This window comes from Mycolicibacterium wolinskyi str. Jessa 2025 (assembly GCF_049241375.1).
Classification (GTDB): domain Bacteria; phylum Actinomycetota; class Actinomycetes; order Mycobacteriales; family Mycobacteriaceae; genus Mycobacterium; species Mycobacterium wolinskyi.
The window spans coordinates 6,706,559-6,721,063 of sequence record NZ_CP185960.1 but is presented as its reverse complement, the minus strand read 5'-3'; the positions used below and the strand labels follow the sequence as shown (position 1 = coordinate 6,721,063).

Genomic DNA, 14,505 nt, shown 5'->3' with positions numbered 1-14,505 from the left:
GCCTTGGGCTGATGCGGCAGACGCTAATCCTCCTGTCCCGACAGCGAACGAGTAGCTGACTACTCGACTTTCGCGTCAGCCGGCGACGGCTCCTCCGATCCGGACGGCGGCGCGACAGGACGTCCGAGCGAATTCGAGTAGTCACCTACGCGTGCCGACGGGGATGGCGCGGCCGGACGCTTGACGGAATGAAGGAGGCCCACAGTGAACCGTTTTCAGCGTGTGATCGACATCCTCGACGAGTCGATCGGCGGTCCCGACGCCGGCTTTGCCGGACACGGCCCGTTCTGGCGTGAGTTGACCCGCGACGAATTCGTGGCGTTCAAAGTGTTCGGCGTTCACGATCTCCTCGTCGTCGGCGACGGTGCGGCTTCCAACCTCGTCCGGTCGCTGCGGGGCGAGTTCCCGTTCGGCGAGGATCTCGACGACCCACCGCCCGGTGCGCGCTTCCCGCGCATGCCGGTCGGGCTGGATCCGGTGTCCGACAACGACATCGGATTCATCGAATCCTGGATCGACGACGGCTGCCCGGAGGTTGACGACCCGCTGGCCGGTGGGCTCGCCTGGCGGCCCACGACCGCTCCGCCGGCACAGCGCTACGACGACATCTGGTTTCTCACCACCGAACTCGGCTGGGCGGTCAACAGCGCAGGCCAGATTCTTCGTACCGCTGACGGTGGAAAGCACTGGGAGATCCAATTCCAGGCCCCGGTCGAGCTGTCCAGTCTGTGGTTGCGCAGCGTCGGCTTCGCCACCGAGAACCGTGGGTGGGTCGGCACCACCGCGGGTGAGGCACAGCTGTTCGAAACCAGCGACGGCGGCGCGACCTGGACCGCGGTCGATCTGCCCGCCGATGCCCCGGCGAAGGTGTGCGGAATCTCGGTCGTCGACGAATCCGTGGTCTATGCCTCCGGAACCAACGAACCAACCGACACACCGCGGATCATGAAGACCGTCGACGGTGGTCTGAGCTGGCAGGCGCGGGACATGACCGCGCACGCCTCGATTCTCATCGACATCTACTTCACCGATCCCGACACCGGCTGGGTGGTGGGTGGATTGCAACACCCCGTCACACCGGCCGACCGCCAGTGCCGCAGGAACCTCGCTCGCTCGAAGATCAAGCCGGTGGTGTTGCACACCACCGACGGCGGTGAGACCTGGACCAATCGACTGGCCGGGATGGAATCCCAGTTCCCGCTGGGGGAGTGGGGTTGGAAGATCTTCTTCTTGAACCCGCGGGTCGGCTTCGTCTCGTTGGAGAACTTCTGCGAGGGAGCCATCCTCAAGACCACCGACGGCGGCGTCACCTGGACGCGCCTGCCGATCAACGACGCGAACAAGAACGCCAACCTGGAGGGCATCGGTTTCGTCGACGAGAACCGCGGCTGGGTCGGTGGTTGGGGCACAACGGCTTTCCCGAACCCCAACGGACTGAGCAGCGAGACCGCCGACGGTGGCCAGACCTGGACCAGCATCGACTGGGGCGAACCGCAAGCCGGCGAGTTCCTCAACCGCTTCCGGTTCGTGGGTGATCCGCCCGCTGTCGGCTACGCGTCGGGAAGCACGATCTACAAGTACAGCACCGAATCCGCTGCGGCACCGGTCGGTGCGCTGCCACCGGCACCGTCGCTGTTCACCGAGCCGGGACCGCGTGCGACGGGACGCTCCGTGCGGATCGGTCTGAACGTCCCGGCTGACGCCGCCGAAATGTCGGTCGACGTATGGAATCGCTTCGGGGCCCATGTCCGGCAGTTGGCCCGCGAATCCAGCCCGGCGAGTGGGGAACGGACCATCGCGTGGTCGGTCGACGATGCGGCCGGCGATCCGCTCGAGCCCGGCTACTACATGGTGCGCGCGACGATCGACGACCGTACCGACAGCACGCTGCTGCGGGTCCAGGAGTAAGGAAAAGCCATGGTAACGCCGGACTTTGAGTGGGTGACGTACGCCGTCGCGCGGCCGGGGCGCGCGGGTGCGATCGCCACCGCCGACGAGGTGACGATCCCGGATCTGGGTAACTGGCCCACTGCACGCGACAAGATGCGCATCCTGCTCGAAACGGCCGCCGAGATCGAACATGCGCTGCTGGTGCAGTACCTGTACGCGGCCTTTTCGCTGAAGGCCCGCGGCGAGGTGAGCGACGCCGCACAGAAGGCCGCGCTGAAGATGTGGAAGGACCTGCTCGTCGAGACGGCCACAGACGAGATGGGCCATCTCATGACGGTGCAGAACCTGCTGCTTGCCGTGGGTCTGCCGCCCAATCTGGAGCGCGAGGACTTCCCGCCGCGCAAGGATCTCTATCCCTTCACTCTGCATCTCGAACCACTCACGCAGCGCTCGTTGGCCAAGTACGTTGCGGCGGAGGCTCCCCGGGACGCCGACATCGACGACATCGTGGCCCTCGCCGCCGATGCGGCCGGGACGGCGGTCAACCGCGTCGGTGCGTTGTACGGGCTACTGGGCGTGGTGTTCTCGACCGAGCAAGAAGTGCTCGACGGCGGGTCGATAAGCCAGGACTGGGACGACACCTTGCGTCTCTACGCTGGAGCGGCCTACGAGCAGGATCCCGACCGCGCGTCGTGGCACCTCACCGACGACGTCATCGATCGCAACACCCTCGTCTGGCAAGGAGACGGAACCGACTGGCTGAACAACGGAGTGCCGATTCACCGGATCGCCGACCGTACCGGAGCCCGCAGTGCGATTCTCGACATCGCGGTGCAAGGGGAGGGACCGTCCGAGGGCGGCATCGAGTCCCACTTCGACCGGTACCACAACATGTTCGCCGGCCAGAATGGTGTAAAGAAGTTCCCGCCAGACGATTTCGTCGCGACCCGGCCATTGCCGGTCGATCCCATCGCGTCGTCGTTCACCGAACCCCGCACCCGTGCGTGGGCTGAACTGGCCGATCTGCGTTACGAACTGATGCTCGGTTTCATCGAGCATTACCTGCTCACCTCGGACGTCGACGAGCGCCGGAAGGCTTCCTCGTGGGCGCTGGAGGAGATGTTCCAACTGGCCGCCATGAACGAGGCCTTGGTCAAACTGCCCGGGCCAGGGGTCGTCGCATTCGGCTTACCGCCCACGCTGCACCTGCCTGCCGATCCGGCCGAGCGGTGGGCCCTGCACCGAGCACGCACCGAGAAGTCGTTGGCCCACGTCGCACAGATGAGGCTGGAGCCACTCGATACCGCCCACCCCATTCTGGCGTCCTTGTCCGACGAGGACACCAGACGGCTCGCGGATATGCCCGTCCCGCTCGCTCAGTGAGAACCGCGACCAAGTACAAGACTGTGTCTGAGTGGGGTTCAGATCGGCGCGATGCGCTCCGCCCACGGCAGTGCTTGCTCAAGTTGGGCGGCGAGCTGAATCAGCAGCGATTCACCCTCAAGCGGGGCGACGAACTGGACACCGAGCGGCAGGCCATCCGCCGTCCAGTGCAGCGGCAGTGAAATCGCGGGGCGGCCAGTGAGATTCGCCAACTGGGTGTACGGCACCCAGCCGAGGTTCTTGTCCACCATGTCATCGATGATCTTTGTGTAGCGCAGCAACCGTGCCAGACGGGTCTTGAGCAATGCGTCGGCGGCATGTTGAAGAACGGCCGGAAGATCGAACTCGCCGACCTTCGGCGGCGGCGTCGCCAACGTGGGAGTCAGGAGCAGGTCGTAGGACTCGAAGAAGGTGCTCAGCCGCCGCGTGTGTTCCTGGCGGCGCTGGACCGCATCGACGTAGTCGACACTGCTCGTCGACCGGCCCAAGGCGGCCATGATGAGCGTGTCCCGCTCGAACGACTCGTCGCCGGCGCCCGTCAGTCGCTTCGCCTCGGCGAGTTCCCATGCGGCGTAGACGAACCAGGTCAGCAGGAAGTCGCGAGCGAGCGCGGCATCGTCGAACGGCGCCTGGGGCAGCTCCTCGACATGGTGGCCGAGCTCGGTCAACGCTCGCATGGTTCCTTCGACGGCCGCGACCGCCTCGCGGTGCGGAGCCGGGGTGATCGCCGAGGGCACTCGAACGCCGATCCGCAGCTTGCCGGGCGCTGTCCGCACGCATGACGCGTACGACGACCCGGGCGCGGCCGCCACATATGGTCCCCACGGCTCGCTGCCGCTGATCACGTCGAGCATGGCCGCGGTGTCCCGGACTGTCCGCGACACGACACCCTGCACGGCCGCGCCATGCATGGATTCAGCTGTTCCCGGCCCGAACGGCGTCAACCCGCGACCGGGTTTCAGGCCGACCAGTCCGCAGCACGCCGCCGGGATGCGAATCGAACCGCCACCGTCGTTCGCGCCCGCGCACGGGACGATGCCCGCCGCGACCGCGGCGGCCGATCCACCCGACGAGCCGCCCGGCGTGCGAGTCAGATCCCATGGATTGCGCGCGGGTCCCCACGCGACCGACTCGGTGATCCCTTTCGCGCCGAACTCGGGGGTGTTGGTCTTGCCGAAGATGACCAGTCCCGCATCGAGCCAGCGCTGGACGATCGTGGAATGCTCGGCCGCTCGCAGCGACATCTGCGCACGCGAGCCTGCCGACGTGGGTAGCCCGGCATAGTCTTGCGCGAGGTCCTTGATGAGGAACGGAACGCCGGCGAAAGGTCCGTTGCGCTCGTCGGCCGGTTCGGCGGGTACGTCGCGGACGATCGCGTTGATCCGCGGATTCACCGCCGACGCCCGCTCCTGCGCCAGCGTGAGAAGTTCCTTGGGCGAAACCTGCTTGTCGGCAACCAGTTCCGCCAGCCCGGTGGCATCGTATGCGCGGTACTCGTCGAAGTTCACGGTCTGAACGTAGCCCGTGCACACGCGCGGTAGTGGGCTATCCGGGCGGTGCCGTCGTCGATCGCACGACCAGTTTGGGCTCGAGGACCACGTCGATGGGCTCGGTGCGTCGGCCCTCGAGGAGCTCCACGGCCAACTCGACGGCGTGCTGCGCGAGCTCGGGAGCGTCCTGATGGATGGTGGTCAGGTCGATGCGCGGGTTGTCGGACAGGTGGCTGTCGTCGTAGCCCATCAGTGACAGTTCGCCGGGGATGTCGATGCCGGCGCGCGTGAAGCCGTCGAGCAGCCCGAGCGCACACCGGTCGTTGCCGGCGAGTACCGCCGTGGGCAGGTCGCCGGCGGCAAGCATGGCCTGCGCTGCCGCCGCACCGGCCGCTTCGTTGTGGGCGCCGGGGACGACGGCGATGTGGCCGGCCAGGCCGTGATGACGCATTGCCGCGCGGTACGCGCGACGGCGGTCGGCGGAGCCGGGGTCGTCCCCACCGTCGACATGATGGATGGCGCGGTGCCCGAGCTCGGCCAGGTAGTCGACGGCCAGCCGGATGCCCTTCGCGTCGTTGGTGCGCACAGTCGCGAGCATGCCGGCCGCATGCGTCATGTTGGCGAGCCGCCGGCCGACCACGACCGTCGGAACCCGCTCGGCCAGTTGTTGCAGATGCTCCTGAGATGACCTGGGGCCCAACAGGATCAAGCTGCCGCACCGGTGGCTGAGTAGCGACTCGACGAACGTCTCCTCGGGGTAGCCGCGGAGATTGGCCGACAGCAGCATGTCGTAGCCGCGCCGTTCGGCGGCGGGGTAGATGTTCGTCACCAGCTCGGCCTGAAAGAGCTGGTGCACGTCGGTGAGCACGCCGATCGTGCGGCTGCGGCCCTGCGCGAGCAGGCGTGCCGCCGCGTCGGGGCGGTAGCCGATCTCGTCGGCGATGGCGAGCACGCGTTGCCGGGTCTCCTCGCTGGCGCCCGGCTTGCCGTCCAGGATGAACGACACCAGCGTGCGCGAGACGCCGGCTCGGGTCGCGACATCGGCCATCGTCGGTTTGCGGTGGCCCGCGCGCGGCGCCGGCGTCACCGGACTTCCCGCGAAAGTGACGGTTGACACAGTTCGGTCACACACTCATAGTAGACCTCACGCGCGTTACTAACGCGCGTTAGTACGAGGCTCGAAATGAGGTCCGATATGTCTCGCACACCCGATGGCTCACCGGCCGGCGGCAGATTCCTCACCAAACTCACGGTGATCGCCACGTTGGGCGGGCTGCTGTTCGGTTACGACACCGGCGTGATCTCCGGCGCGCTGCTGTACATGAAGGACGACCTGGGCCTCACCGCCTTCGGCGAAGCGACGGTGGTCAGCTGCCTGCTGTTCCCCGGGGCGGCGTTCGGTGCACTGTTCGGCGGGCGGGTCGCCGACCGGATCGGTCGCAAGCGCACGCTGTTGGTTTGCGGCGCGCTGTTCCTGGTGGGCGCACTCGGGTGCGCAGTGGCGCCGAACGTGCAGATCATGGTCGCGGCCCGCATCGTCCTGGGGCTCGGGGTGGGCGCGGCGGCAGTCACCTGCCCGCTGTACCTGGCGGAGATGGCGCCCGCAGATCGGCGAGGCCGCATGGTCACGATCAACGAACTGATGATCGTGACGGGCCAGATGCTGGCCTTCGCCACCAACGCGTTGCTCGACCGGCTCATCCACGACCCGCACGTGTGGCGCACGATGCTCGCGGTGGCCGCCATACCCGCGGTCGCGCTGCTCTTGGGCATGTTGGTATTGCCAGACTCGCCACGTTGGTACGGCCTCAAGGGCCGCATGTCGGAAGCCCGGGCGGTGCTGGGGCTGAGCCGTCCGCCCGTCGAAGCGGACGCCGAATACGACTTGATCGTCGAGCACACCGCACACATGCTCAAGAGCACCGCCCCGTCGATGTCGGTCATCCGGGACGTGCCATGGATCCGGCGGGTGGTGTTGATCGGCTGCGGGCTGGCGGTCGTGCAGCAAGCCACCGGAATCAACACCGTGAACTACTACGCCCCAACGATTCTCGAGGGCAGCGGGCTGGGCGTCAGCGCCGCTCTGGTCGCCACGATCGCCGTCGGTGTCACCTCAGTGGTGACCACGATCATCGGAATCATCCTGCTCGGCTTCGTGGGACGCCGCACCATGCTGCTCATCGGGTTCGCGGGCGTCGCGGCATCGCAGGCCGTCCTGTCGCTCGTGTTCCTGCTGCCCGAAACGACCACCCGCAGCTACGTGATCCTGGCGTGCATGGTGGCGTTCGTCGCCTTCGTCCAGATGTTCATCGGAACGTGTGTGTGGCTGCTGCTCGCCGAGATCTTTCCGCTGAGTATCCGCGGGTTCGCCATGGGCGTGGCGGTTTTCGTGCTGTGGTGCACCAACGCCATCATCTCGTTCCTGTTCCCGCTGCTGAACTCCGCGCTGGGATCGACCGGCACCTTCGCGTTGTTCGTCGTCGTCAACATCGCCTCGTGGCTGTTCGTCCGCCGCTATGTCCCGGAAACCAAGGGCACCACCCTCGAAGAACTCGAGGAGCGCTTCGAATCTCACGGCACCGCACCGGTCGCCGTCGCATCGAGAGGAATCTGAAAAGCCATGTCGGATCTACGTGTCGCCGTTCTCGGCGTCGGCCTGATGGGGGCCGACCACGTCGCTCGGATCACCAGCAGGATCTCCGGCGCCCGAGTCGCGGTGGTCAACGACTACGTCGCGGAGAAAGCCGAGGAGATCGCGGCGGGCGTACCGGGGTGCCGGGCGATCGCCGATCCGTTGGACGCGATCGCCGACGCCGACGTCGACGCGGTCGTACTGGCCACCCCCGGTTCGGCGCATGAGAAGCAATTGCTGGCCTGCCTCGAACACGGCAAGCCGGTGATGTGCGAGAAGCCGTTGACCACGGATGTGGAGACGTCGCTTGAGGTGGTGCGCCGCGAAGCCGAACTCGGCAGGCGACTGATCCAGGTGGGTTTCATGCGCCGATTCGACGATGAGTACCAGCACCTGAAAGCCCTGCTGGACAGCGGTGGGCTGGGACGCCCGCTGGTGCTGCACTGCACGCACCGCAATCCCGCTGTGCCGCACGGGTTCGGCAGCGCGATGGTGGTCCGGGATTCCCTTGTGCACGAGGTCGACGTCGCGCGGTTCCTGCTCGACGAGGAGATCGCCTCGATCCAGATCATCAAGCCTGCCCCGAATCCATCTGGCCCGCAAGGTCTTGCCGATCCGCAGATCGCAATCCTGCGTACGGTGAGCGGTCGCCACGTCGACGTCGAACTGTTCGTGCACACCGGTGTCGGCTACGAGGTCCGCACCGAGGTGGTCGCTGAGAAGGGTTCGGCCATGATCGGTTTGGATGTCGGGCTCGTCCGCAGGAACGCACCGGGCACCTGGGGCGGCCAGATCACGCCCGGCTTCCGTGAGCGGTTCGGCCGCGCCTATGACACCGAGATCCAGCGGTGGGTCGACGCCGTCCGCGACGGATCGAACGTCGACGGACCCACGGCGTGGGACGGCTATGCCGCCGCGGCCGTCTGTGAGGCCGGCGTGGAATCGCTGAACTCCGGCGGCCCCGTAACCGTCGAAATGGTTGCCCGCGAATCCATCCCAGGAGCCTGACATGAAGATCGCGCTTGATCCCACGCCGTTTCACCACTCGCACAGCCTGTTGGAGTTTCCGCGGCTGGTGGCCGAACTCGGCTATGAATACCTGCAATTGACCCCGCATCGGGATTTCATCCCGTTCTTCAATCACCCCCGCGCCGACGATGCGTTGGTCGCGGCGTTCCGCAAGGCATGTGCCGACGCGGGCGTCGGCATCGCCTCGGTACTTCCGGTGTTGCGGTGGTCGGGACCCGACGAGGACGCCCGTGAAGCCGCCGTGCGCTACTGGAAGCGCGTCATCCAGATCACCGTCGATCTCGGTGTCAACGTGATCAACACCGAGTTCTCCGGGCGCCCGGAGAAAGCCGAGGAGTCCGAGCGGGCGTTCTTCCGCTCCATGGAAGAACTCGTGCCGATCTTCGAACGTGAAGGGATCGATGTGCGCATCGATCCGCACCCCGACGACTTCGTCGAGGACGGCATGGAGGCCCTGCGGATCATCCGCGGCGTCAATTCGCCCAATATCGGCATGGTGTACGTGGCGTGTCACACCTATCACATGGGTGGCAACATGCTCGACATCATGCGGGCGGCCGGTGACAAGCTGCGGTTGGTACACGTCGCCGACACCATGGACCACCATGCCTCACACGGCCTGCGCTACATCACCAACCCGCCGGGCAACCCGGTGCGGGTACACCAACACCTCAAGATCGGTGACGGCGACATCAACTGGGACGAATTCTTCTCGGGCCTGGCTGAGATCGGCTTCTACGACCGCCCCGACACCGTCATGGTGTCCTCGGTCTTCGCCGAAGACGAGAACGCGCGCGACGTCTCGCGCTACCAACTCGCCGCCATGACGGAGTACGTGAACAAGTACCGCTGAGTTTTTCGGCGAGCAGACACGCAGGTACCCGGTACGCCACTGTTCCGGGTACCCAAGTGTCTGTAGGCGGCGATGGAATGACGGAGCGGGCCAGGCGCGAATCTGGTCAGCGCGGCAGCTCGTCGAGCCAATCGGAGTTTCCGTCGACGGGCCTGCCGTCGATAACCGCAAGGGGCACACCAGCTTCGGGGAACGTCCTCAGGAGCGCAAGGTTGTTCGCCGCGATCGCGCGAGCGTCGTAGGGCATCGGTAATCCTAGCCCAATCATGGCCTGGGCCGTCGCGGGCGCACCGACGCGGCGAGCCAGATCGACGAGCTGATCGTTGCTCAGATCGGTTGCGCCTCCCTCTTTCGGCTGTTGGTCGGCGGCATAGATCTGCTGGATGAACTGCCACGTGACGTCACTCGAGCGTGAGTGGTCGGCGACGATGTAGGCCGCGTAGATTGCCCGGCTGTCGTAGGTGCCGCTTGCCGAGTACTTCTCGAGGAAATTGACGAACCGCAGAGTGATGTGAAGCTTGCCGGCTTCGACGCGTCGGCGGATTTCAGTCCCCTGCTCTTGAATCATTTTTCCGCTGTAGGGGCACAACGGATCAAGGTAGAGCTCGACTTGCCCGGGCGCCGCGGGGTCGCCGATAGAGATGACATCCCCGGCCTGCGCTGCCGGGGCCGCGTACGCACGACCACTGGGACCCCACACCAGTACCGTCGCGAGCACGACGCCCATCATGGCGATCTGAATCGGTCTAACTGCTCCGCTCAGGCTCACTTTCATGATCTCCATCATGGCAAATGGAGATTCAGCCAGCTCTTTCCATGGCGAGTTCCTTGGCGAGCAGACGTGTAGGCCCCCAAAAATATGGTCCGCGGGGTGCCTGCGCGTCTGCTCGCGCATGAAGGCGAGCTGACTTGATGGGAATCGCATTAGCATTGCTAATGTGCAGATCGACGGCCAACAGCTCGCCGCGTTCGCCGCGGTGATCGAGCTCGGGAGCTTTGATGCCGCGGCGCAACGGTTGCATGTAACCCCGTCGGCCGTGAGCCAGCGGATCAAAGCGTTGGAACAGCGGGTCGGCCAGGTGCTCGTGGTGCGAGAGAAGCCTTGCACGGCAACGCCGGCCGGGGTTCCGTTGTTGCGTCTGGCGGCCCAGACCGCGTTGTTGGAATCAGAGACGCTGACGGAGATGAGCGGAGGGTCGGCGCATCGCACGCGGATTGCGTTGGCTGTCAACGCCGATTCGATGGCGACGTGGTTCACCGGAGTGTTCGGGCAGCTGCCGGAGGTGCTTTTCGACATCCGGATCGAGGACCAGGACTTCTCGGCGCGGCTGCTGCGCGAAGGCGTGGTGATGGGTGCGGTGACGACCGAACGGACCGCGGTGACGGGCTGTCGCGTGTATCCGCTGGGGGCGATGCGCTATGTGCCCGTAGCCAGTGTCGAGTACGTGGAACGCCACTTTCCAGACGGCTTCACCAGGGACGCCGCCGCCAGGGCTCCGTCGCTGGCGTGGAATCGCGATGACACGCTGCAGGATCAATTGGTTCGCAAGACGTTTCGTAGGGACATCACCCGACCGACACATTTCATTCCGACGGCGGAGGGATTCGGAGCCGCGGTGAAGACCGGGCTGGGATGGGGAATGTACCCGGAAGAGCTCATCGATGAGTCCTTCGTACCGATAACTCCGCATCACCTCGACGTCCCGTTGTTCTGGCAATGCTGGAAGCTCGACAGCCCGACGGTCGCCGCCATCACCGACGCGGTCCGGTCAGCCGCACGGAATCTGCGGCTGACCGGTAGGCCACGACGTTAGACCCGAGCACCCGTGAGCCTGCGCAGCTGTGCCGACGCGACGGACAGTACTGCGAGATCGGGCTCATCGGTCTCGAGGAACTCCTGCAGGGTGCGCCGGGCCCGGTCGAGCCGTGGCCGGTTGTACGCCTCGAATTCCTCGATGGTCTCGGTGATGTCGGCTGGCTCCGCGGCGCGCCTGCTGACATCGAGCGTGAGATCACGTAGGGAGCGGTAGAGATCCTCGCGCAGTGCGAGTCTTGCCAGCGCGTGCCAGCGACCGCCTCGGGGAAGCGAGGAGACCGCCAGCAGCAGGCTGTCGACACCGAGATGGTCCGACAGTTCGAAGTAGATTCCCGCCAGGTGAACGGGATCCACACCGTCGGTGTCGGCGATCTCGATGATGTCGAGAAGACTGAACGCGTAGAGCGATTCGCTGATGTGCTTGGCGATCGTGGTGGGTACGCCACGTTCGGTCAGTTCTTCGCGAGCCTGTGTGACCGCCGCCAGTTCGTTGCCGCGCAACATCGAGCCGAGGCGGCCCCGCAGGGTAGCCACCGCACGGCCGAACCGCTCGATCTCCAGACCGACGTCGAGTGGCTGCGGGCGGTTGAGCAGGAACCAGCGGGACGCTCGGTCGAGGAGCCGCCGCCCTTCGATGATCAGGGTGTTGGTCAGCGCGGGGGATAGTTCTGCGGCGTGGATGTCCGACCACAGGGTGTCCAGGTCGAAGACATCGGACACGATCGCGTGCGCACGCACGATATCGCTTGTGGTCGCGGCCGTTTCATCGGCGAGACGGAACGCGTAGGTCAGCCCTGAGGTTGCGAGCACGCGGTTGACGATTGCGGTGGTGATGATTTCGCGCCGTAGCGGCTGGTCGGGCAGGGGCTCGCCGAGGCGATGCCGCAGCGTTGCGGGGAAGTATCGCGTCAGGGTCGCCACAAAGTAGGGATCGTCGAACGTGTCGCTGCCGAGAAGATCGGCTTTGAGGTCGAGTTTGACGTGGGCCATCAACGTCGCGAGTTGCGGCGCGGTGAGGCCCTGCCCGCCTTTGACCAGTTCGGCGAATCCGGCCTTGCTGGGCAGGTTTTCCCGTTCCCGGTGCAGGCCTCGGCGTTTCTGAAGGTCGGCGGTCATTCGCGCATGTACGTCCACCATCTGCGGTGCGTTGAACCGTGCGTCACTGAGCAGCCGGTTGTGGTCCTGATTGTTGGTGAGGACGAGTTGGGCGACCTCATCGGTCATTTCGGCGAGCAATCGGTTTCGTGAGTTGTTGGCGATCACGCCGGACCGGGTCGCCGAGTCGAGCAGGATCTTGATGTTGACTTCGTGGTCGGAGCAATCGACGCCGGCTGCGTTGTCGATGGCGTCGGTGTTGATCAGACCGCCACGGCGCGCGAACTCGATACGTCCGCGCTGCGAGACGCCGAGGTTGCCACCTTCGACGATCACCCGGGCGCGGACATCGCCGGCATCGACGCGAACCGGGTCGTTGACCTTGTCGGCCACCTCGGCATGTTGTTCGTCACCGGCCTTGATGTACGTCCCGATACCGCCGTTGAACAGCAGATCCACCGGCGCGCGCAGGATGTGGGCGATCAGTTCGTTGGGCGTCAAGGTCGTATCGGATCCGGCGATGCCCAGGGCGTCGCGCATCTGCGGCGTGGTTCGGATGGTCTTCGCGGTGCGCGGCCACACACCGCCGCCTTCACTGATCAGTGCGCGGTCGTAACTGTCCCACGTTGATCGGGCGAGGCCGAACAGCCGGCGTCGTTCAGCGAAGGCGCGTTCGATGTCAGGGCGTGGGTCGATGAAGATGTGGCGGTGATCGAACGCGGCCACGAGGGTCAGGCCGCGCCGCAGCAGCATTCCGTTGCCGAAGACGTCGCCGCTCATGTCACCGATGCCGATCGCGGTGAATGTGTCGGTGCGCGAATCGATGCCGAGTTCGGCGAGATGGCTGTCGCCGCTCACCCAGGCGCCGCGCGCGGTGATGGCCATGGCCTTGTGGTCGTACCCGGCCGATCCACCCGAGGCGAACGCATCGCCGAGCCAGTAACCGCGCTTGAGGGCCACCGCGTTGGCGGAGTCGGAGAACGTCGCGGTGCCTTTGTCGGCGGCCACCACCAGATAAGGATCGGGTCCGTCATGGCTCACCACACCGCCGAACCTCGGCCGCCCATCGGTTTCGGTGGTGTTGTCGACGACATCGAGCAGCGCGGCGATGAACTGTTGATAGCAGCGGAGTCCCGGTGTGCGCATCGCGTCGCCGTCGAGCGATGCGGGGGCCTTCACCACGAACACGCCCTTGGCGCCGGCCGGCACGATCATCGCGTTCTTGACGGCCTGAGCCTTGACCAGGCCGAGGACCTCGGTCCGGTAGTCGTCGTGGCGGTCCGACCAACGCAGGCCGCCACGTGCCACGAGACCGAAACGCATGTGCACGCCCTCGAATTCGGGCGAGTACACGAAGATTTCGGACAACGGGCGGGGCTGCGGCAGCTCGTCGATATCGCGGGCCCGCATCTTGTGCACCAGATATGGCGTGGTGACGCTCAACGCGTCCGGAGCGAATGCGTTGGTCCGCACGGTTGCGTCGACGAGGCAGCGGTAGGCCCGCAGTATCCGGTCGGCATCGATGTGCAATACCTGGTCGATCTCCGTAGCGACAACTTGCTCGGCCGCGGCGACACGGGCGACCCGGTGCGGGCTGTCGGCGGGCTGCTCGGTCCGGGCGAACCGCGCTTCGAACAGCGCCATGAGCGCCCGTGTCGCCACTGGATTGTCCAGCAATACGCGCTGAATCCGGCTCTGTCCGTAGGGCAATGGCAACTGACGCAGATAACGGCTGTAGCTCCGCAGGACACACACCTGGCGCCAGTCGAGAGCGGCGCACAAGATCAACGCATTGAATCCGTCCGACTCCGCGCGTCCGGCCCAAATCGCTTGGAACGTCTCGCAGATACGTGTCTCGGTCGCAGCGTCGTGCCGAGCCAGTTCATCGGCGGCGTCGCTTCCCGCCTGCAGAACGAGGTGATAGACGTGGCACACCCGCCCATCGGCACGCGTCCACGAACCGGCCTGCTCCTGGAGCACTTCCAGGTCCATGGTCTGTAGGGCTGGCAGCATCCGGCGCAGCGGGACGGGTTCCAACGCCGCAAGGGCGAACCGCAGGCGGCCGTCGTCATGGGCTTGCTCGAGACCGACTGCGATCGCGTCCCCGACGAGCGCGTCGAGCTGCTCGGCGTCGATGAGTCGTTCGGGGACGGACGGTGGCAGGTCGTCGGGATTCGTCAGGGAACGGTGAGTGACGGCTTTGGCGCTCGACACGTTCACGGGGCGTGCTCCTCGTTGTTGGAGTGATCGTTGGGGTCGGTGGACGGCGATGGACTAAGCCTCGATTCGAAAGCAGCCACCCGCGGTGTGCAATGCG

10 protein-coding genes are annotated in these 14,505 nt (G+C 65.8%); 6 read left to right on the top strand and 4 right to left on the bottom strand.

Annotation, left to right across the window (positions count from 1 at the left end; genetic code table 11):
- Positions 1-204: 204 nt before the first annotated feature.
- Positions 205-1,908, top strand: coding sequence for a YCF48-related protein (locus ACOI2T_RS33300; protein WP_409505149.1), 1,704 nt, complete (start codon positions 205-207; stop codon positions 1,906-1,908).
- Positions 1,909-1,917: 9 nt separating this feature from the next.
- On the top strand, positions 1,918-3,273 hold the full coding sequence (locus ACOI2T_RS33295; RefSeq protein WP_409505148.1) for a ferritin-like domain-containing protein: 1,356 nt from the start codon (positions 1,918-1,920) through the stop codon (positions 3,271-3,273).
- 38 nt (positions 3,274-3,311) lie between these two features.
- On the opposite strand, the gene ACOI2T_RS33290 is transcribed toward ACOI2T_RS33295, so the two are convergent.
- On the bottom strand, positions 3,312-4,781 hold the full coding sequence (locus ACOI2T_RS33290) for an amidase (RefSeq protein ID WP_409505147.1): 1,470 nt from the start codon (positions 4,779-4,781) through the stop codon (positions 3,312-3,314).
- 37 nt (positions 4,782-4,818) lie between these two features.
- Entirely contained in the window at positions 4,819-5,811 is a 993-nt protein-coding gene (locus ACOI2T_RS33285; RefSeq protein WP_409505266.1) for a LacI family DNA-binding transcriptional regulator, read from the bottom strand.
- A gap of 147 nt (positions 5,812-5,958) precedes the next feature.
- Between ACOI2T_RS33285 and ACOI2T_RS33280 the strand changes: the two genes are divergently transcribed.
- Genes ACOI2T_RS33280 through ACOI2T_RS33270 form a run of 3 tightly spaced genes read left to right on the top strand, consistent with a single transcriptional unit; the run spans position 5,959 to position 9,277 of the window.
- Positions 5,959-7,377, top strand: a complete 1,419-nt coding sequence (locus ACOI2T_RS33280) for a sugar porter family MFS transporter (protein WP_409505146.1) — start codon at positions 5,959-5,961, stop codon at positions 7,375-7,377.
- 6 nt (positions 7,378-7,383) lie between these two features.
- Positions 7,384-8,403 carry a Gfo/Idh/MocA family protein gene (locus ACOI2T_RS33275; protein ID WP_409505145.1) on the top strand — a complete coding sequence of 340 codons (1,020 nt, stop codon included), beginning with the start codon at positions 7,384-7,386 and terminating at the stop codon, positions 8,401-8,403.
- A gap of 1 nt (position 8,404) precedes the next feature.
- Positions 8,405-9,277 carry a sugar phosphate isomerase/epimerase family protein gene (locus ACOI2T_RS33270; protein WP_409505144.1) on the top strand — a complete coding sequence of 291 codons (873 nt, stop codon included), beginning with the start codon at positions 8,405-8,407 and terminating at the stop codon, positions 9,275-9,277.
- A 106-nt stretch (positions 9,278-9,383) separates the two neighbouring features.
- Here ACOI2T_RS33270 and ACOI2T_RS33265 read toward each other — a convergent pair whose 3' ends face one another.
- Positions 9,384-10,007, bottom strand: coding sequence for a DsbA family protein (locus ACOI2T_RS33265; protein ID WP_409505265.1), 624 nt, complete (start codon positions 10,005-10,007; stop codon positions 9,384-9,386).
- Between the two features lie 208 nt (positions 10,008-10,215).
- Between ACOI2T_RS33265 and ACOI2T_RS33260 the strand changes: the two genes are divergently transcribed.
- The gene (locus ACOI2T_RS33260) at positions 10,216-11,091 is read left to right on the top strand and encodes a LysR family transcriptional regulator ArgP (protein WP_409505143.1); all 876 of its coding nucleotides are present in this window, start codon (positions 10,216-10,218) and stop codon (positions 11,089-11,091) included.
- Here ACOI2T_RS33260 and ACOI2T_RS33255 read toward each other — a convergent pair.
- Positions 11,088-14,408, bottom strand: coding sequence for an NAD-glutamate dehydrogenase domain-containing protein (locus ACOI2T_RS33255; protein WP_421875210.1), 3,321 nt, complete (start codon positions 14,406-14,408; stop codon positions 11,088-11,090). The genes ACOI2T_RS33260 and ACOI2T_RS33255 overlap by 4 nt on opposite strands.
- Positions 14,409-14,505 lie beyond the last annotated feature (97 nt).